The organism is Nonomuraea sp. NPDC048901, assembly GCF_040649695.1.
Lineage (GTDB): Bacteria > Actinomycetota > Actinomycetes > Streptosporangiales > Streptosporangiaceae > Nonomuraea.
The window spans coordinates 140,677-157,477 of record NZ_JBEZFW010000021.1 but is presented as its reverse complement, the minus strand read 5'-3'; the positions used below and the strand labels follow the sequence as shown (position 1 = coordinate 157,477).

At 70.7% G+C, this 16,801-nt stretch carries 17 protein-coding genes and 1 pseudogene; 11 read left to right on the top strand and 7 right to left on the bottom strand.

Annotated features, from left to right (window positions below; all coding sequences use genetic code 11):
- Window positions 1-233: 233 nt before the first annotated feature.
- A complete protein-coding gene (locus AB0C30_RS48110; protein WP_357957027.1) occupies window positions 234-977 on the bottom strand; it encodes a TetR/AcrR family transcriptional regulator in 744 nt (247 codons plus the stop codon).
- A gap of 85 nt (window positions 978-1,062) precedes the next feature.
- On the opposite strand from AB0C30_RS48110, the gene AB0C30_RS48105 reads away from it, so the two are divergent.
- From AB0C30_RS48105 to AB0C30_RS48090, 4 genes are all read left to right on the top strand, one after another.
- Window positions 1,063-1,587: a DUF1707 domain-containing protein gene (locus AB0C30_RS48105; RefSeq protein ID WP_357957025.1), complete on the top strand. Its 525-nt coding sequence runs from the start codon at window positions 1,063-1,065 to the stop codon at window positions 1,585-1,587.
- A gap of 229 nt (window positions 1,588-1,816) precedes the next feature.
- The gene (locus tag AB0C30_RS48100; protein WP_357957023.1) at window positions 1,817-3,421 is read left to right on the top strand and encodes a DHA2 family efflux MFS transporter permease subunit; all 1,605 of its coding nucleotides are present in this window, start codon (window positions 1,817-1,819) and stop codon (window positions 3,419-3,421) included.
- 70 nt (window positions 3,422-3,491) lie between these two features.
- Entirely contained in the window at window positions 3,492-4,094 is a 603-nt protein-coding gene (locus tag AB0C30_RS48095) for a TetR/AcrR family transcriptional regulator (protein WP_357957022.1), read from the top strand.
- An 81-nt stretch (window positions 4,095-4,175) separates the two neighbouring features.
- Window positions 4,176-5,393: a cytochrome P450 gene (locus AB0C30_RS48090; protein ID WP_357957020.1), complete on the top strand. Its 1,218-nt coding sequence runs from the start codon at window positions 4,176-4,178 to the stop codon at window positions 5,391-5,393.
- Window positions 5,394-5,482: 89 nt separating this feature from the next.
- On the opposite strand, the pseudogene AB0C30_RS48085 reads toward AB0C30_RS48090, so the two are convergent.
- A pseudogene (locus AB0C30_RS48085) lies at window positions 5,483-5,632 on the bottom strand (hypothetical protein); the annotation flags it as partial.
- On the opposite strand from AB0C30_RS48085, the gene AB0C30_RS48080 reads away from it, so the two are divergent.
- The 4 genes from AB0C30_RS48080 (at window position 5,566) to AB0C30_RS48065 (ending at window position 7,829) form a co-directional block, all read left to right on the top strand.
- The gene (locus AB0C30_RS48080; protein ID WP_357957096.1) at window positions 5,566-5,895 is read left to right on the top strand and encodes a hypothetical protein; all 330 of its coding nucleotides are present in this window, start codon (window positions 5,566-5,568) and stop codon (window positions 5,893-5,895) included. The pseudogene AB0C30_RS48085 and the gene AB0C30_RS48080 overlap by 67 nt on opposite strands.
- Window positions 5,896-6,030: 135 nt before the next feature.
- A complete protein-coding gene (locus tag AB0C30_RS48075) occupies window positions 6,031-6,453 on the top strand; it encodes a nuclear transport factor 2 family protein (protein WP_357957018.1) in 423 nt (140 codons plus the stop codon).
- Between the two features lie 31 nt (window positions 6,454-6,484).
- Window positions 6,485-7,363, top strand: coding sequence for a helix-turn-helix domain-containing protein (locus AB0C30_RS48070; protein WP_357957015.1), 879 nt, complete (start codon window positions 6,485-6,487; stop codon window positions 7,361-7,363).
- 70 nt (window positions 7,364-7,433) lie between these two features.
- Window positions 7,434-7,829, top strand: coding sequence for a VOC family protein (locus AB0C30_RS48065; protein ID WP_357957013.1), 396 nt, complete (start codon window positions 7,434-7,436; stop codon window positions 7,827-7,829).
- Window positions 7,830-7,847: 18 nt separating this feature from the next.
- On the opposite strand, the gene AB0C30_RS48060 is transcribed toward AB0C30_RS48065, so the two are convergent.
- The 4 genes from AB0C30_RS48060 to AB0C30_RS48045 form a co-directional block, all read right to left on the bottom strand.
- The gene (locus AB0C30_RS48060; RefSeq protein WP_357957011.1) at window positions 7,848-8,252 is read right to left on the bottom strand and encodes an SgcJ/EcaC family oxidoreductase; all 405 of its coding nucleotides are present in this window, start codon (window positions 8,250-8,252) and stop codon (window positions 7,848-7,850) included.
- 18 nt (window positions 8,253-8,270) lie between these two features.
- Window positions 8,271-9,269, bottom strand: coding sequence for a sigma-70 family RNA polymerase sigma factor (locus tag AB0C30_RS48055; protein WP_357957009.1), 999 nt, complete (start codon window positions 9,267-9,269; stop codon window positions 8,271-8,273).
- A 42-nt stretch (window positions 9,270-9,311) separates the two neighbouring features.
- Entirely contained in the window at window positions 9,312-10,823 is a 1,512-nt protein-coding gene (locus tag AB0C30_RS48050; RefSeq protein WP_357957007.1) for a carboxylesterase family protein, read from the bottom strand.
- A 131-nt stretch (window positions 10,824-10,954) separates the two neighbouring features.
- Window positions 10,955-11,578 (bottom strand): TetR/AcrR family transcriptional regulator, encoded by a 624-nt coding sequence (locus AB0C30_RS48045; protein WP_357957004.1) that lies wholly within the window; start codon window positions 11,576-11,578, stop codon window positions 10,955-10,957.
- 54 nt (window positions 11,579-11,632) lie between these two features.
- Here AB0C30_RS48045 and AB0C30_RS48040 point away from each other — a divergent pair, with 54 nt between their 5' ends.
- The 3 genes from AB0C30_RS48040 (at window position 11,633) to AB0C30_RS48030 (ending at window position 15,977) form a co-directional block, all read left to right on the top strand.
- The gene (locus AB0C30_RS48040; protein ID WP_357957002.1) at window positions 11,633-11,995 is read left to right on the top strand and encodes a GatB/YqeY domain-containing protein; all 363 of its coding nucleotides are present in this window, start codon (window positions 11,633-11,635) and stop codon (window positions 11,993-11,995) included.
- A gap of 89 nt (window positions 11,996-12,084) precedes the next feature.
- Complete coding sequence (locus tag AB0C30_RS48035; RefSeq protein ID WP_357957000.1) at window positions 12,085-12,507, top strand: cupin domain-containing protein; 423 nt, start codon at window positions 12,085-12,087, stop codon at window positions 12,505-12,507.
- A 50-nt stretch (window positions 12,508-12,557) separates the two neighbouring features.
- A complete protein-coding gene (locus tag AB0C30_RS48030; RefSeq protein WP_357956998.1) occupies window positions 12,558-15,977 on the top strand; it encodes a hypothetical protein in 3,420 nt (1,139 codons plus the stop codon).
- Here AB0C30_RS48030 and AB0C30_RS48025 read toward each other — a convergent pair.
- The gene (locus tag AB0C30_RS48025) at window positions 15,913-16,749 is read right to left on the bottom strand and encodes a pentapeptide repeat-containing protein (RefSeq protein ID WP_357956996.1); all 837 of its coding nucleotides are present in this window, start codon (window positions 16,747-16,749) and stop codon (window positions 15,913-15,915) included. The two genes, AB0C30_RS48030 and AB0C30_RS48025, sit on opposite strands and share 65 nt — an antisense overlap.
- Between the last annotated feature and the right edge of the window lie 52 nt (window positions 16,750-16,801).

Sequence of the window (16,801 nt, the reverse complement as noted above, 5' to 3'; positions counted from 1 at the left end):
AGCTCTTCGCCGCGGGCCTGCACGGCGAGAAGATCGCCCAACTGCTGCCCTGCATGCGGACGCGGACGGCGGTCCGTCCGAGATCGCCACTCCACGGCTGGTCACCGAGCTCGCCACCGAACGGGACCGCATCAATCGGATGATCATCGACTTGGTCCGCTCGCGCGACGTCCTGGACGAAGTGATCGACACAGCCTCAGGCCAGACGACGACATGATGATCGAGCCCAGCCACTACTGACGCGTCTTCGGAGGCTCGGCCGTTGACGGGAGGGCCGCCGCGATGCAGTTGAGGACGCGCTCCAGCCCGTACCGGAACCGCTCGTCACGGCTCAGGTGCGTCTGGCGGGCCTGCGTCGCGATCTTGGTGAAGATCGGGTACTGGCCGCCCTTGAGCAGCTGCTCGACGTACGGGTAGGTCCGCGCCAGCCACTGCGGCTCGGTGAGCCCGCTGCGGCGCACCTCCTCGGCCCAGCTGACCTCGTCGCGGACGGCGCTGTCGATGTAGCCGTTCAGAATGGCCATAAGACCGAGATTCTCGTCGATGGAGACGTAGGCGTCGAGGGCGCCCATCACCCGTTCGATCAGGCGCAGCTGGTTGGGGCCAAAACCGGGGAGTGACCGGTGGACGGTGGCGATCCACGGGTGCCGCAGCCACATGGCGCGCATCCCGTCGGCGTAGCGGGTCAGGTCCGCGCGCCAGTCGCCGGAGGGCATGCCCTCGACGTCGATCTCGCCCTGCAGCCGGTCGGCTACGAGCTCGATCAGGTCATCGCGGCTGGGGACGTAGCGGTAGAGGGACATCGCGCCCGCGCCGATGTCGGCGGCGATCCGCCGCATGGTGGCGGCCTCCAGCCCCTCGGCGTCGGCGATCCGGATCGCCGCCTCGGTGATCTGGGCGCGGCTGTAGGCCGGCTTCGGCCCGCGGGCCGGGCGCTCGGGCCGCATCCAGATGTTGACGTACTCGGCGTCGCTCACCGTTCCACCCCCAACTTGCGTACATAGTACCCAGTGACTTAGCCTGGCCATCGCAACTGCGTACGAAGTACCCAATGGAGGGACCATGGATCCGATCGTGGTCAGCGAAGACGACCGCGACACGGCCGTGCGGCGCCTTCAGGAGGCGTACGCCGAAGGGCACCTCTCGTACGAGGAACTGGACGAACGCCTCCACCAGGTGCTCACCGCCAACACGCACAGCGAACTCGGGCCGGCTCTGGCCTCGCTCCCGGAGGAGGACGCGGACACCACGACCACGATCGCCGCCGTCAGCGGACGGATCCAGCGGCGCGGCGCATGGCGCGTACCTCGGACCCTCAAGGTCGAGACCGCACTCGGAAGGGTGTGTCTGGACCTGTCCCGGGCGATCATCGACCACCCGGTGGTCGACATCGAGTTGCACCTCGGCACCGGCAGTGCCGAGATCACGGTGCCTCGCGACGCGCTCGTCGACGTCGAGGGCTTGCGCGCCGGGTGGAAGGCCCCGCTCTACAAGACCCGGCGACGCGTACGCCCCGGCGGGCCGCGAATCCGGATCTCCGGGGCCATGGGGACAGGACGGTTGAAGATCCGCCACGCGCGGCGCTAAGCTACGAGCCGACTTCTCACCGTTGGGCTTTCCGCCCCGCTTACCAGCTTCACCCGGGTCCCGATGACACGGGGAAGGTGGAAGTCGCTCACCACATCCTGGACAAGGGTGTTCTGCATGGTGGCGACGCGCGGCGGCCCTTCTGGTCTCCTCCGAGGTTTGCGCCGTTCTGGCATCAGTGGCGCGTGTCACCACCCAGCAGACGGTTGCCCTCAGAGAGGTCTCCGGAATGCCGGAAATCAAATCCACCGAACAACCGGTCACGCGGCGTCCGTGGCTGGTTCTCGCGATCATGTGCGTCGGCTTCTTCATGTCGTTGCTCGACGGATCCATCGTCAACGTCGCCATCCCCACACTGATCCATGGCATCGACGCCTCCTACGACCAGGTGCTGTGGGTCATCGACGGCTACCTGCTCGTCTTCTCGGTGCTGCTGATCACCACCGGGCGACTGGGGGACATCTTCGGATACCGCCGGCTGTACGTGATCGGCATCAGCACCTTCACCATCGCCTCGGCGCTGTGCGGGCTGGCCGACTCATCGCCCCAGTTGCTGGCCGCCTGGCTGCTGCAGGGACTGGGCGGGGCGCTGCTGTTCCCGCAGGTCATCTCGTCGATCCTGACGATCTTCCCGCCACGGCTGCGCGGCCGCGCGTTCGGGCTGTTCGGGTCGATCGTCGGCTTCGCCCCGATCGTCGGACCGGTCATCGGCGGCTTCCTGCTCGCCCACCTCAACTGGCGCTGGATCTTCTTCATCAACGTCCCGATCGGGATCATCACCGCCATGCTGGCGCTGGCCTTCGCGCCGCCCATGCGCGCGGGCCGTCAGCACCGGCTCGACCTGGTCGGCGTCGCACTGGCCACCGCCGGGCTGAGCGGCATCGTGTTCGGCCTGATCGAGGGGGAACGCTACGGCTGGGGCACCATCACCGGGCCGATCAGCATCGCCTCGGTGATCGTCGCGGGCGTCGCGTCGCTGGTGGTGTTCGTCCTGTGGCAGCACCGGCAGCGGGACGAGCCCCTGATGCCGCCGGCCCTGTTCGGCGCGCGCAACTTCGCGGTCGGTAACTGGGTCGGGTTCGTCTTCCAGCTCGGCATGATCGGCATCATGTTCGTGGTGGTGCTGTACCTGCAGATGGCGCGGGGGTATTCGGCGCTGGAGACCGGACTGGTGGTGCTGCCGAGCGCCGTGCTCACCGCGGTCGGCTCAGCGTATGCCGGGCGGCTGTCGGACAGGTTCGGCGGCAAGTACATCCTGACGGCCGGCCTGACGCTGCTGGCCGTCGGACTGCTGGTGCTGGTCGCCATGGCCGGACCCGCCGGCGGTGCGTGGAGCCTGCAACCCGGTTTGACCATCATCGGGATCGCCAGCGGTGGCACGTTCGTACCCCTGCTGCAGGCCACCATGGACGGTGTCGATCCCCGGCTGGCCGGGGCGGCCTCCGGCGTGTCCAGCACCACCCGGCAGATCGGTGGCGTCCTCGGCACCGCTGTGCTGGGCGTCCTGCTGTCGGCCCGCCTCTCCTCGACCCTGCGTGACGAGGCCGAGAAGCGCGCCGGTCAGCTGCCGGAGAACCTGCGCGCCCAGTTCATCGACGACAGCGCCACCGCCGCGCACGACTACAGCCCACCCATGCCGCCCGGCGGCCTGAGCCCCGCCACGAGGAGCCTGTACGAACGCGTCACCGCCGACACGTTCGCCACCGGCTTCGTCCACGCCATGCAGACCACCCTCGTGATGTGCGCCGTGGTCCTGGTGGTCGCCGTCCTGTCCTGTCTGCTGTTCAGCCCGCGCAAGAAGCCGGCGACCGAGCCCGCCCGGCAGTTGACCTAGCGCTCGTTCGGGCATATATATCGAGAGGTAAACATATGTAGTAGACCCGATATCAGACGGGAGCACCCCAGTGGCGCGTACCCAGGATCAGCGGCGAGCCGAGACCCGGGCCCGGCTGATCGACGCGGCCGCTGACCTGTTCGCCCGCAAGGGGTTCCACGCGGTGTCCGCCGAGGCGGTGGCCGATGCGGCCGATCGCACGACCGGCGCGCTGTACAACCACTTCGGCGGCAAGGAAGGGCTGCTGCTCGCGCTGCTGGAGGTGTGGAAGGACCAGACCGCGGCCGAGCTGCTCGCCGGGTTCGAGGAGGTCACCGAACTCGACGAGCGGCTGGCCGCCCTGTTCGAAGCGCTGACACGTAAGGACGAGGATCGCGGTGCGTCATGGCTCCTGCTCGAGCTGGAGCTGTGGCTGCACGGCGCGCGCGATCCCGTCATCGCCGAGCCACTGGCCAGGCGTTATGCCGACATCCGTGCCCGGCTCGCCGGCGGGCTGTCCGACTGGGCCGAGACGGCGGGCGTACCGCTGCGCCGATCGCCGGAGCGGACGGCCACGGCCGTGCTCGGGGTGCTGATCGGCTGCGCGGTCCAGCACCGGCTCGATCCCGCCGCGGTCGAGGACCGCGCCGTCGTGGAGAGCCTGCGCGACCTGCTCGGACTGCCCGACCCCTGAGTCCTTCGACGTCCCGGGCCCCGGGCCGTCCCGACCGCTCGACCTGCTCGACTCCTAGATTCTCGCGCCGAAAGGGAGCCCATGCGGATCAACCTGCTCGAAGAAACGTGGGAACGCGAAGTTCCGCACGACCAGTTCGCCTACCTGCGCCGGAACGCGCCCGTCCACTGGCACGACGTCCCCGACGACACCGGCTTCTGGGCCGTCACGAAATATCAGGACATAAAGGCGATCAGCCGGGACGTACAGACCTGGTCGACCGAGATCGGGACCGCGTTCATCCGTACCCAGACGCCGGAGTTCATCGAGATCGCCAGCATGATGCTGCTGAACATGGACCCGCCCAAGCAGACCCGCTACCGCCGGCTGGTGAGCGCGGGCTTCACGCCCAGGACGATCGCCCGGCTGCGGGGCACCATCCAACGGCGCGCCGAGAAGATCGCGGAAGCCGTACGGGAGCGGGACGGCGAGGTCGAGTTCGTGACCGACGTGGCCGAATACCTGCCGCTGCAGATGATCTGCGACCTGATCGGCGTACCCGAGGAGGACCACCACCTGATCTTCGAGTGGTCCAACCGCATGGTCGGCTTCCAGGATCCCGACTTCCGCACGACGCCCGAGGACGGCGAGATCGCCGGGGCCGAGATCTTCTCCTACTGCGACGGCCTGGTCGACGACCGCCGCCGCAACCCGCGTGACGACATCCTCACCGCGCTGGTGGAGGGGGAGGTCGACGGCGACCGGCTGACCAGGGAAGAGATCGACTCCTTCTTCGTGATCCTCTGCGTCGCCGGGAACGAGACCACCCGCAACCTCATCGCCCACGCCATGAACGCCCTCATCCTCCACCCGGACAGCTACCGCGACCTGGCGGCCGGCCTCGACGACGAGGCCCTGTGGCGCAGCGCCACCGAGGAGTTCCTGCGCTGGGGCTCCTCGATCCACAACTTCCGGCGTACGGCCACGCGAGACACCGAACTCCGCGGCCAGAAGATCGCCGAAGGGGAGAAGGTGGTGACGTTCTACATGTCCGGCAACCATGACGAGGACGTCTTCGCCGACCCGTACACCTTCGACATCCGCCGCAGCCCCAACGACCACATGACGTTCGGCGGCGGCGGCCCGCACTTCTGCCTGGGCGCCAACCTGGCCCGGCTGCAGATCAACTGCATGATCAGGGAGCTGCTGCGCCGCTTCCCCGAGGCGGAGCACGCGGGGCCGGTCAAGAGGATGCGGTCGGATTTCATCAACGGCATCAAGCACATGCCGGTGCGCTTCTCCATGGCCGGGCCGAGGTAGGGGATCCGAACGTACGTGGCGGTCAGTGGCCGCCGAGGGCGTGCCAGACGAGGACCGCGGTCCGCTCTGGCCAGCGGGGCGGCGGCGAGTTCGGCCTTGCCCGGCCACCTGCGATACAGGGCCGGGCGGCTGGCGCCCGCCTCCTGGGCGAGGCGCCACGCCGCCGCCGCACATGCCGGTGCCCCAATGGTGGGGGGTGTGCGAGGCCAAGCCCGGCTCCCGCGCCTCTGCCCTGGCACCACCCGCGCGACCGGCGCGGGTGCGGCTTCCGGCGCCTGGTGAGCCGGTCGGTTTCGCCGACCACGTCAAGCCGCTGTTCCGGGAGGTGGACCGCAAATCGATGAGTTTCGCCTTCGACCTGTGGTCGCGGGAGGACGTCGCCCAGCACGCCGACGCGATCCTGCACCGGCTCCGCCAGGGCACCATGCCGTGCGACGGTGCCTGGTCCGCCGAGCAGGTCGATCTCTTCGCCCGATGGATCACCGAAGGAACCGCACCATAAGCCGTAAGCCGTAAGTCGTGGTCCGTGTGGCCGTACCTCTCAAACAGGTCGTTCAGGATCGGGTGCGCGAGCTAGCGGAATCAGCGAAGCGGCGTCGGTTGCTAAATGGGGACTTCCCCACTTAGTCTGACCGGCATGACACTGAGCGCCGACGACCGCGCGGCCATCACAGAGCTGATCTCCCTGCACGGGCACCTGTTCGACAACGGCGAGTTGGATCGGCTGGACGAGCTGTTCACCCCCGACGTCGTCTACGACGCCACTGACTACGGCGTCGGATCGCTGGAGGGCGTGGCGGCGATTCTGGACGCCGCGCTCACGCTGGGCGCGCGAAACCCCGTGGGCCATCACGTGACCAACGTCGTGCTCACCGAACTCGCCGACGGCAAGGTGCGCGCCCGGTCCAAGGCGATCTCCATCATGGCGGGCGGCACCTGCGGAAGCGCGACCTACGACGACGTCATCTCGCACGGCGACCAGGGGTGGCGGATCAGCCACCGCAAGATCATCGCGCGGCGAGCGCCTCTCGGGGGTCTCGGTAGCGATGGCGGCCAGTAGCCGTGGAGCTTGTCCGCCGTAGTGTGACAAGGTGACCGTTCCTGCCGATCAGATCTCCACCGCCTTGGCGCCGTTCGTGGCGACACTGGCCGCGTACGATCTCGGGCCGGGTTCGGGCGGCGTTCATCGCGGGCTTCCCTCGTCCACGGTGTCGATCACGATCCCCGAGGAGGACCCGCTGGAGATCGCCTGGGTCGGGCGGCCCGGTTCACGCAGACGGCTCCGGGCCGTGGTGGCCGGACTCCATCTGAGCGCGGCCGAGCTGCGGCAAGAGGGGTGCACGCGCGGCGTGTGGCTGACGCTCAGCCCGCTGGGTGCCGGCGCGCTGCTGGGACTTCCCTCGTCGGCGGTGGCCGGGGACATCGCCGATCTCGCCGACGTCGTCCCGGCGATGGCGGACCTGCCGGAGCGCTTGGCGACCTGCCGGTCCTGGCCGCAACGTCGCGCCCTCGTCGAACGCTCGCTGCTCACCGGCCTGGCCCGGCACGGCGAACGCGCCAACAGTCGCGAGCTGCGGGCCACTCTCGCGGTCCTGTCCGGGACCACCCGGGTACAGGAGGCGGCTCGGCTGCTCGGGTGCTCCCGGCGGCAGCTGAGCAGCACGGTTCGCACCGAGTTCGGGGTGACGCCGAAGGAGTACCAACGGCTCGTCCGCTTCGAGGCCGCCCGGGGCCGGCTCGTGGCCGCCGCCGGTGGGGGAGGGGACGGCCTGGCGGCGGTGGCCGCCGCGTCGGGATTCGCCGATCAGGCGCACTTCACCCGGGAGTGGCGGGCCATGGCCGGGTGCACGCCCACCGAGTGGCTGCGGGCCGAAAGCCTGGCCGTACGGGATTCGCCCGCCCGCGACCGGCCACCGGGCGAGGAGCGCGCGTCGAACCGGCTGCCGGGCCAGGAGCGCGCGTCCAGGTGACGACCGATGCGGGCGCGTTCCTTCCCGTATGTTCAAGACCCCTACGCCCGCCCGACCGCACCATGGGCACATGACGCCAGATATCCGCATCACCCCTCGTCTCATCGTGCCCGACCCGGACCGCGCGTCGGCGTTCTACCGGGACGCCCTGGGCGCCGAGCAAGTGTTCCGTGCTCCGCAGGGCGACGACGGACGGCCCGCCGTCGTCGACCACCGCATCGGTGGTTCGTCCTTCCGTGTCTCGCCGGCCGTCACCTCGTGGGGCTGGCTCTCACCAAGCGATCTCGGCGGCTCCGCGGTACTCCTGGAGATCGAGGTCGGGGACCCGGACGCGGCCGGCGAACGCATGGTCGCCCACGGCGCCGAGGTGCTCGTGCCGATCGAGAACCGGCCCTACGGCAAGCGCTCGGGCCGCGTCCGTGACCCATTCGGCCACTTGTGGATCATCACCGGCGAGCTCCGCTGAGCCTTACCCGGAGAGGCCTCAGCCCTCCTGCTCGCCCGCACTGTGGTCGGCGAGGGGGAACGAGTGGTGCTCGTGCGCCACGACCCATCGCCCGTCCTTCTTGCGCAGGCCGAGCGTCAGCCGCAGCCGGTGCCGCGCCACGTCCTCGGGCATGCCGCAGCGAAGCAGGGCGTGGGCGAAGGCGACGTCGTCACCGGCGGTGACCTCCAGCGTCTCGATCTCGAACAGCGCTCCTTGCGCCTGCCACTCGAAGAACGGCGGCCACGCCTTCCGGTACGTCTCGATGCCGCGCACCTCCCCGGGCACGTCGAACATCACGATGTCCTCGGCGTGGTCGGCGACAACGGCCGCCAGCTCACCACGGTGCACGGCCTCGGCCCAGGCCTCGATCAGGCCGCGAATCCGCTCTTCGTTGATCGACATGGAGGCTGCCCTTCGGGTTCAGATGTATCCGTCAGGACTACAACCCGAGCCATCGGCGAAAATCATCGGCTCGAGCCCGAACATGGCGAAATCGGCATCCAGGAACGAGACCACCTGCGCGACCAGCGAGCCGCGTAGGACGAGCAGATCCAGGCCGGCCGGAACGTAGGCGGCTCTGTGCTCTTCCCACATGTACGTGCCGAAGGCGAGCTGCCCGTTCGCCCGCGCGGGCAGCAACCGCCACCGCCGCTTGAGCGGCCCCTCGAGCAGGAAGGCCCGGATGGCTTCGTGGCCCGCGTACCAGGCGGTCAGCGGCGGCATCGAGTACTTCGCGTCCTCGGTCAGCATCGCCACGATGGCCTCGACATCACCGCTCTCCCAGGCGGCCGCGTACCGGAGCGCCACCTGCCGCTGCTCCGCCTCGCTCGGCCGGGTGGCCTCGGGGAGGAGGCCGGCCAGGGCCTTCCTGGCCCGCTGGAGCGCGCTGTTGACCGCCGGAACGGTGGTCGACAGCAGGTCAGCGGCATCACGGGCGGCGTAGCCGAGGACATCACGCAGCAACAGCACGGCCCGCTGCTGGGCCGACAGATGCTGCAGCGCCGCCACGAACGCCAACTCCACGCTCTCCCGCGTCACCGCCCGGGCCTCGGGCGACATCTCGGCCGTCCAGCCCACCAGCCGGTCTGGGTACGGCTCCAGCCACGCCACCTCGGCCGACGGCCCGCTCAGGTCAGTGGGCAGTTCGCGCCGGCCCCGACGCTCGATGAGGGTTAAGGCCCGATTGGTAGCGATTTTGTACAGCCACGGCCGGATGCCCCCTCGGTCCTCGAACCTCGCCAGGTTGCGCCAGGCACGATCAAGCGTCTCCTGCACGGCGTCGTCGGCGTCGTGAACGGAGCCGAGCATCCGGTAGCAGTGCGCGTGCAGTTCGCCCCGCAACGGCCCCACCAGCCGGCCGAAGGCACTCTGATCCCCGGCCTGGGCCGCGGCCGGCAACCCCTCCGCGGTGGTCTCCATCGACCGTCCTTTCCCAGGTCACTGCGTGGACGAAGGGGAGGTTCAGGGCATTCGTCCCCAGAAGTCGAGGCCGTGCTCGGCCACGTAGTCCGTACCACCGATCCGTTCGGGTGCCAGGGATTGAACGTAACCGGTGCTGACGTCGGGCCAGTCCGGCAGGTCCGCGCGGGCGGGATCACCGTGGCGGGCGAAGGTCGTCCAGTACTGGTTCATCCGGTCGGCGAACTCACGTTGTGCCGCCGACAGCGACGTACCGCCGCCGGGAAAGTCGAATTGGTACGCGAGAGCGCTCGAATGCTGGGCGCCGGCCGGGAACCCCGGGAGAGGTACGAGCGATGGGGCGGCCCGATCGGCGAACTCGTAGAACCAGGTGGCGGTGTGCGCGGCGAAGGCGCGGCCCAGCTCCCAGGCCGGTCGCGCCCAGGCCCGGTCCGTGGCGATCTGGGCCCAGGCGAGGCTCGGTGTCGGGAAGCCGTCGAGAGGGTAGCGGGCGGCGACCTGATCGGCCGAGTCACCGAACGCCTCGGCCACCAGTCGCGGGTAGCTCTCGGCTGTGACCGGGTTGCCGACGAGGTCGGCGAAGAGCCCGACGAAGAAACGCGCCTCGTCGCGCATGGCGCCCAGCATCAGCGGTATCCGGTGAAAGCGTCCGGCGGGTATCGCCGTCGAGGGCGACTCAGGCAGGGTGATCCCGCCGAAAGCGGGCCGGATGAAGGAGTCCGACGCCTGGAGCAGATCTGTCGCCGGGACCCGCCGGAGCTGCGCGAGCGCCGACTCGGGATCGACGCCCGGCGTGACCCAGCCGCGCTCGGCCGCGACCGCGGCGCCGAACTGCTCCAGCTCGGCCACTGGGGCCCATCTCGGTGGGAGCTCCGGAACACCGGGAATGAAGGTGTGCGTCGGCGTCGTGCCCAGTACCGAGAACGCGCTCTGCAGGATCGCTCGGTGGAACAACCCCGCCGACGCGGGTGACACGAGGTGCGCGGCGATCATGAGGGCCCCGTACGACTCTCCGGCCAGGGTCACATTCGCCGGGTCGCCGCCGAACCGCGCGATCTCCCGCCGCACCCAGCGAAGTACCGCCTGTTGATCCCGCAGACCGAAGGTGCCGCCGTCGGCGAGACCCGGGTGGCCGAAGCACCCGAACACGCCGAGCCGGAAGTTCGGTGCCACGACGACGACGTCGCCGGCGACGGCCAGCCGCTGAGCATTGTAGGCAGCGGCACTGCCGTTCGTCCCGCCGCCGCCGTGCAGCCATACCAGCACCGGGTGCCCGGTGCCCTGGGCGGCCTCCGGCACGGTGATGTCGAGCGTCAGACAGTCCTCGTCCACGGAGGTGACGTCCGCGAACGACTGGGCCAGCTGCGGCGCCGGGTTTCCGGGCACGATCGCGTCCCGGATCCCGGTCCACGGCTCGACCGGCGCGGGCGGCCGCCATCGCCGGTCTCCGATCGGAGCCGCGGCATAAGGGATCCCCTGGAACGAGAGATGGCCGTCGAGCCGGCGGCCACGGACGGCACCGCTGCTCAGCCGTACGGTCACGTGCTGGGTCATGGTGCGAACTCCGTGGTCAGTGTGCGCGTCGCGGGTTCTGGAAGTGGCGCAGGCCCACCGGGCTTCCGTAGCAATATGTTCATATTGCTACGATAATAGTATGACCATATTGCGGGGGAAAAGTGCCGCAGTCAGGCGAGTGAGCGATCGTGACGCCCGGCGAACACCGTGGCGACGACCAGGCGCAACACGTCGCGCGCCGAGAACGCGTCCGCACCCGAGAGCGCGACCTGATCGGCCAGGCCCTGCAAGGTCGCGAGGATCATGCGGGCGGCGAGCACGGCGTCCACGCCGGAATCGACCTCACCGCGCTTCCTGCCGTCCTCGACCGCCATCGTGACGTATCCGAGCAGGTCACCGCCCGCCCGCCGGGCAACCTCGGCGAGACCGGGGTGATATGGCGCCTGAGCCGAAAGGCACTGCCGGACGCGATACTCGATCTCCCGCTCCTCGTCCAGCGGCAACAGCTCGACAAGACTGTCGAGCAGCACCCGCGCGACCTGGAGACCGGCGTCCGAACCCTCACGGACACGCGCCCCCACCCGCTCGCTCATGCGACGCACGGCGTCGTCGTAGGCGAAGCGGAGCAGTTCGTCCTTGCCGGCGAAGTAGTGCTGGATGAGCCCGACCGAAACCCCGGCCTCCGCCGCCACGCGCGAGAACGAGACGCCGGCCAACCCCTCCGCGGCGAGCAAGCGCTGGAATGCCCGTGCGATCTGGACACGACGCTGGTCGTGATCGGCAACCCGCGGCACCCCGCTATCGTACCGCCGTATTGTTACCCTCACCCCGGATCAGGAGTTCGGCACATGCGCGCCAACCTGCGCGACGACCTGAAAACCGCCCTCAAGGCCCGCGACCGCGTCGCGATCACCGCACTCCGCTCCGCTCTGGCGGCGATCGAGAACGCCGAAGCCGTCCCAGTCGACTCCCCGTCGCCCGGCGGCCCGCAGTACAACGAGCACTTCGCAGGATCGACCGCCGGCCTGGGCGCCGCCGACGTGGAACGTCGTCTCCTCACCGAGGCCGATCTGCTGTCGATCGTCGAGAAGGAAGTGCGGGAGCGCTCGGTCGCCGCGCGGGAGTACGAGCGGCTGGGCCACGACGACCACGCCGAGCGGCTCCGCGCGGAGGCCGAGGTGCTGAGCCGGTACCTGGAGCCGACCGTCTGAACACACCACAACCGCCCCATAGGGCTGTCACAAATGGGGCGGCCGTCTTGTCCTCACTCCGGACAATCCCCGTTTGGATGGAGGAACACATGAGCGCACACCTGCCCCCAGGCGTTGAGGTGATCGCGACCCTGCCGGAGGCGGCGGCCCGGATCCCGGCCGGCGCCGAGGCCAGGACCGTCCGGATCACCCTGCCGCCCGGCGACCCCGGCGCGCCGCCGCACCGGCACCCCGGGCCGATCTTCGGCTACGTGACCGAGGGCGAGATCCTCTTCGAGTTGGAGGGGCAGCCGCCCCGGGTGCTGAAGGCCGGTGACGCCCTGTTCGAGCCCGGTGGCGACGTGATCCACCTCCAGGGCGCCAACAACCTTCCGGACGCGCGGTCGCAGATGGTGGTGACCATGTTCGCGCTGCCGGGCACCCCGATTCTGACCATGGTCAGCGCGGAGGAGCTGGCCGAACGACGGCACCTACGGGTTACCCCGACCATGAGGGCCACCAGCATCTCCTGATATACGAAGAGTCCATGTCCCATCACGTTGGGTGACGGTAGATTTCCCGTGTGGCGAACGCAGCGGATTCTCGTGAGGCCGAGTTCGGAGCCGAGCCGCGGCGACGGGTCGAGACGGGCCGTTCGCGGTCCCGGCCCGCGGCCGGCTGCCCCTATCCGGGGCTGACGTCCTTCCGCACCGGGGACGCGCGCTTGTTCTTCGGCCGCGAGCGGGCCGTGGCCGATCTGGTGGCCCTGCTCGCCGACCCCGATACGGCGGGTCATCCGGCGATCGTGATCGGCCCGTCGGGAGTGGGCAAGTCCTCGCTGCTGCGCGCCGGTCTGGCCCCGGCCGTGCTGCGGGGCGCGCTCCCCGGTCGCCGGCCGGGCCGGCCGAGTGTGGCGTACCTGACGCCGACCGCCCAGCCGATGCGCGAGCTGGGCGGCGTCGACTCCCGCACGCTGGTGATCGTCGACCAGTTCGAGGAGCTGTTCACGCTGTGCGGCGACGAGGCCGCCCGGCAGGCGTTCATCGCCGAGCTGTGCCACCGGGCGGCCGCGGGCCTCGCGGTGGTCCTGGGCGTACGCGCCGATTTCTACGGCCAGTGCGTGGCCCACCCGCCGCTGCTGGCGGCGCTGCGGGCGCGTTGCCTGCCGCTCGGCCCGATGGCGGCCGGGCAGCTGCGCCAGGCGATCAGCGAGCCGGCCGCCGTGGCGCAGCTGGACATCGAAGCCGGCCTGGTCGAGCTGCTGCTGCGCGACGTGGGCGCCCGGACCAGCGGCGCCTGCGACGCCGGGGCGCTGCCCCTGCTGTCCCATGCGCTGCGGGCGACCTGGCAGAAGCGGACCGGCAATCTGCTCACCGTCGCGGGTTACGAGCGTACGGGCGGCATCCGGGGGGCGATCGAGGTCACGGCCGAGCAGGCGTACGCGGAGCTCGACCCGGCGCAGCAGCAGGTGGCCCGGCACATGCTGCTGCGCCTGATCCAGGTCGGCGACGGGACGGCCGACACCCGCCGCCGGCTCGCCCGCCAGGCACTGACCGACGACGGGGACGAGGCCGTCCTGGAGGCGTTCATCCGGGCCCGGCTGCTGACGGCCAACGCCGCATGGGTGGAGATCAGCCATGAGGTCCTGTTCGACGCCTGGCCCCGGCTGAAAGGCTGGATCGACGCCGACCGGGCGGGGCTGCGGATCCGGCGGCGGCTCGCCGACGCCGCCGAGGCGTGGGAACGCGCGGGCCGCGACGACGGCCTGCTGCTGCGCGGTCCCCAGCTGACCATGCTGCGCGAATGGGCCGACGCGGCACTCGCCGTCAACCTCACCCCCGCCGAGTGCGCCTTCCTGAGCGCCAGCCGGCAATGCGGTGAGGCCGAGCAAGTGGAGACGGTGCGGCGTAACCGCCGGCTACGCCGCCTGGTCCGCTGCCTCGGAATCACGCTGGCGCTGACCGCGGTCGGCACGGTGGTGGCGGTCAGGCAGGCGGCGGAGGCGCACCGGCAGGAACGGAGCTCCCTGGCCGGGCGGCTGTCGGTCGAGGCGGCCCGGCTGGCCGGCCACCGGCCGGAGGTGTCTGCGCTGCTCGCCGCGGCGGCCGTCGAGCAGGACCGCACTCCGCAGTCGCTCGGCGCGCTGATGAGCACGCAGGCAGGAGGGTTCGCCGGGCGCCTGGCCGGGCACGGGGCGGCGCTGTGGGGAGCGTCCTTCAGCGCCGACGGCTCGACGCTCGCCACCGTCGACCACGGCGGCCGCGCCCTGCTGTGGGACGCCCGCCGCCGGACCGTGACCCATACGCTGGAAGACCTCTCCGCCCGCCTCACCGCCATCGCCGTCAGCCCGGACGGGCGCCTGGTCGCCGGGGCGGGCGACGACAGGCGGCTGCGGATGTGGGACGCCGGGACCGGCAAGAGACTGGCGACGCGCGAGCTGCCGGGCGGCACGGCGATGGGCGGTCTCTCCTTCGATCAGAAGGGCTCGATCCTGGCCGTGGCCGGGACCGGGGTCGTGTTGTGGCGGGTGAGCGACCTGCGGGCGCTGCCTGCTCCGCCGTGGGGGTCCGATGCGATCGAAGGTGCCGCGTTCAGCCCCGATGGCAGGCTGCTGGCCGCCGCCGGCCACGACGGGAAGCTGCGGCTCTGGCGCACCGACGGCGCGAGCGGACCGCCGCCGGCTCTCTCAGCGGGCGCGCACGCGTTGCACGACGTCGCCTTCAGCCCGGACGGCACGCGGCTGGCCGCCGCCGGTGACGATGGCGCCGTACGACTCTGGCGTACCTCCGACTGGCACCCGTCGGGCGTGCTCACCGGGCATCGCGGCGCCGTGTGGGATCTCGACTTCCGCGGTGACGGCCAGCTGCTCGCCACGGCGGGTGAGGACCAGCGGATCCTGCTGTGGGACGTGGCGGCGAGCCGCCAGGTCGCCGAGCTGACCGGCCACAGTGCCCCCGTGCACGCGGTCGCCTTCCCGCGCAGCGGGACGCTGCTGGTCAGCGCCGCCGCCGACACCACCGGAGCCATCTGGGACACCGCGGGCTGGGAGATCCGCGGCTGTCCCGAGCCGGAGACGGTCGCGGCGACATGGGGCCCCTGGGGGCTGGTGACGGGTGCCGCCGACGGCGTCGTTCGCTACGGCGGACCCGCCGCCGCGACCGGGCAGTGCGAGCAGCTGTCCCTGCCCTACCCACGCATCCGCGCGCTGGCCAGGGGCGGGAAGGACGGAGACCTGCTGGTGGCCGGCGGTGACAGGGGACGGATTCGCGTCTGGAGTCTCCGGCGCCGCGCCGAGCTCTACCGGCTCGACTCCGGAGCCGGAGACCAGCACGGTGTCGCCGTCGATCCCGAAGGCGACCTCGTGGCGGGCGGCTATGGCAACGAGATCCTGGTGTGGCACATCACCACGGGTCAAGTCGGCAGAGTGGACAAGTGGACGGCGAGCGGGACAGTGGGCACGCTCGCGTTCGACCCCGGCGCGGGGACGCTGACGACAGGCGAGGACCGGTCCGTATACGTGCGGCGACTGGGCGATCCCGCCTCGCGACGGCTCCTCATGGTCGCCACCGCGCCGATCACGGCGCTCGCCTACAGCGCGGACGGCACCGTGCTGGCGATCGGCTCCGATGACGGCACGGTGCGGCTCTGGCAGGTCCAGGGGCGCCGCGAGCTGTTCGCCCTGTCCACCCGTCAGGGCTCCGTCCGGGCGCTGGGCTTCGCCTCCGGCCATGGCCGCCTGGCCGTCACCGGAGCGCTCGGCACGGTGCGCTGGTGGGATCTGGACGAGGGGGCGGCGCTGCGCCACGCCTGCGACATCGCCTCCGTGCCCCAGCCGCAGGAGTGGGTGCGGCTCGTACCGAACATGAAACCCCTGCCGCCCTGCGCCTTCAGCTCTTCAGGCGCTCCGGTGTCAGCGCCGCACGCGGCGCCGGGGCGCGTCATCGGCGCGGCCGAGCACCCCGTCGTGGCCGGTCCGGGGCCGACCAGTGGGCCGGGCGCGTGAGCGCGGACGGCAGCTTGGTGGCGCTGTCGCCTCTGGCCGCGTTGAGCTGCGGCTGGGTGAGGAAGATGCTGCCCGTGAGATCGGCGCCGGCCAGCTCGGCGCCTCGGAGGTCGGCGCCGATCAGGTCGGCCAGCCGCAGGTCCGCGCCGCGCAGATCGGCGCCGATGAGGTAGGCCCCGCGTAGATCGGCGCCTCGGAGATCGGCGCCCTTGAGCTTGGCCCCGATGAGGTCGGCGCCCCTGCGGTTCTTCCGGCGCGAGGTCTCGCCCCGGACCAGCTCACTCGTACGCAGCAGCAGGGTGTTGACGCTCTGCCGGTGCGCGGGCACGTCCACGAGCAGCAGGGCGTCGGCGTCGGCGCGGCTGAGCCGCCCGGTCTCGTCGAGCGCTGCGCGGAGGTCGTCGTGGAGCTCACGGGCCGGGTCGAGGGTCAGCGCCTCGGTCAGGTACCACAGCAACTCGTGGAGCTGGCGCACCACCGGGAACACCGCGAACATCCGCGTCGCCGTCTCCGGAGCCCGCCGCCAGTCCTGCCCGGCGAAGGTGACCTGGGAGACCTTCTGCCCCGCGCCGAAGCAGTCATAGACCGTGCAGCCCGGGAAGCCGCGCTCCCTGAGATCGCGGTGGATGCCGCAGCGGAAGTCCGCCTCCAGGTTGGGGCACGGCCGTCCGGCGTCCTTGTCGATCGCGAAGTCGGCCGAGGCGGCGAAGGGCAGCGCCACGCAGCACAGCCCGAAGCAGGTCTCGCAATCGGCTTTCAGGGATTCGGACAAGAGCAGAGGTCTCCTTCTGGGGCACCGAGTCTCCGAACATTACCCCAGCTCC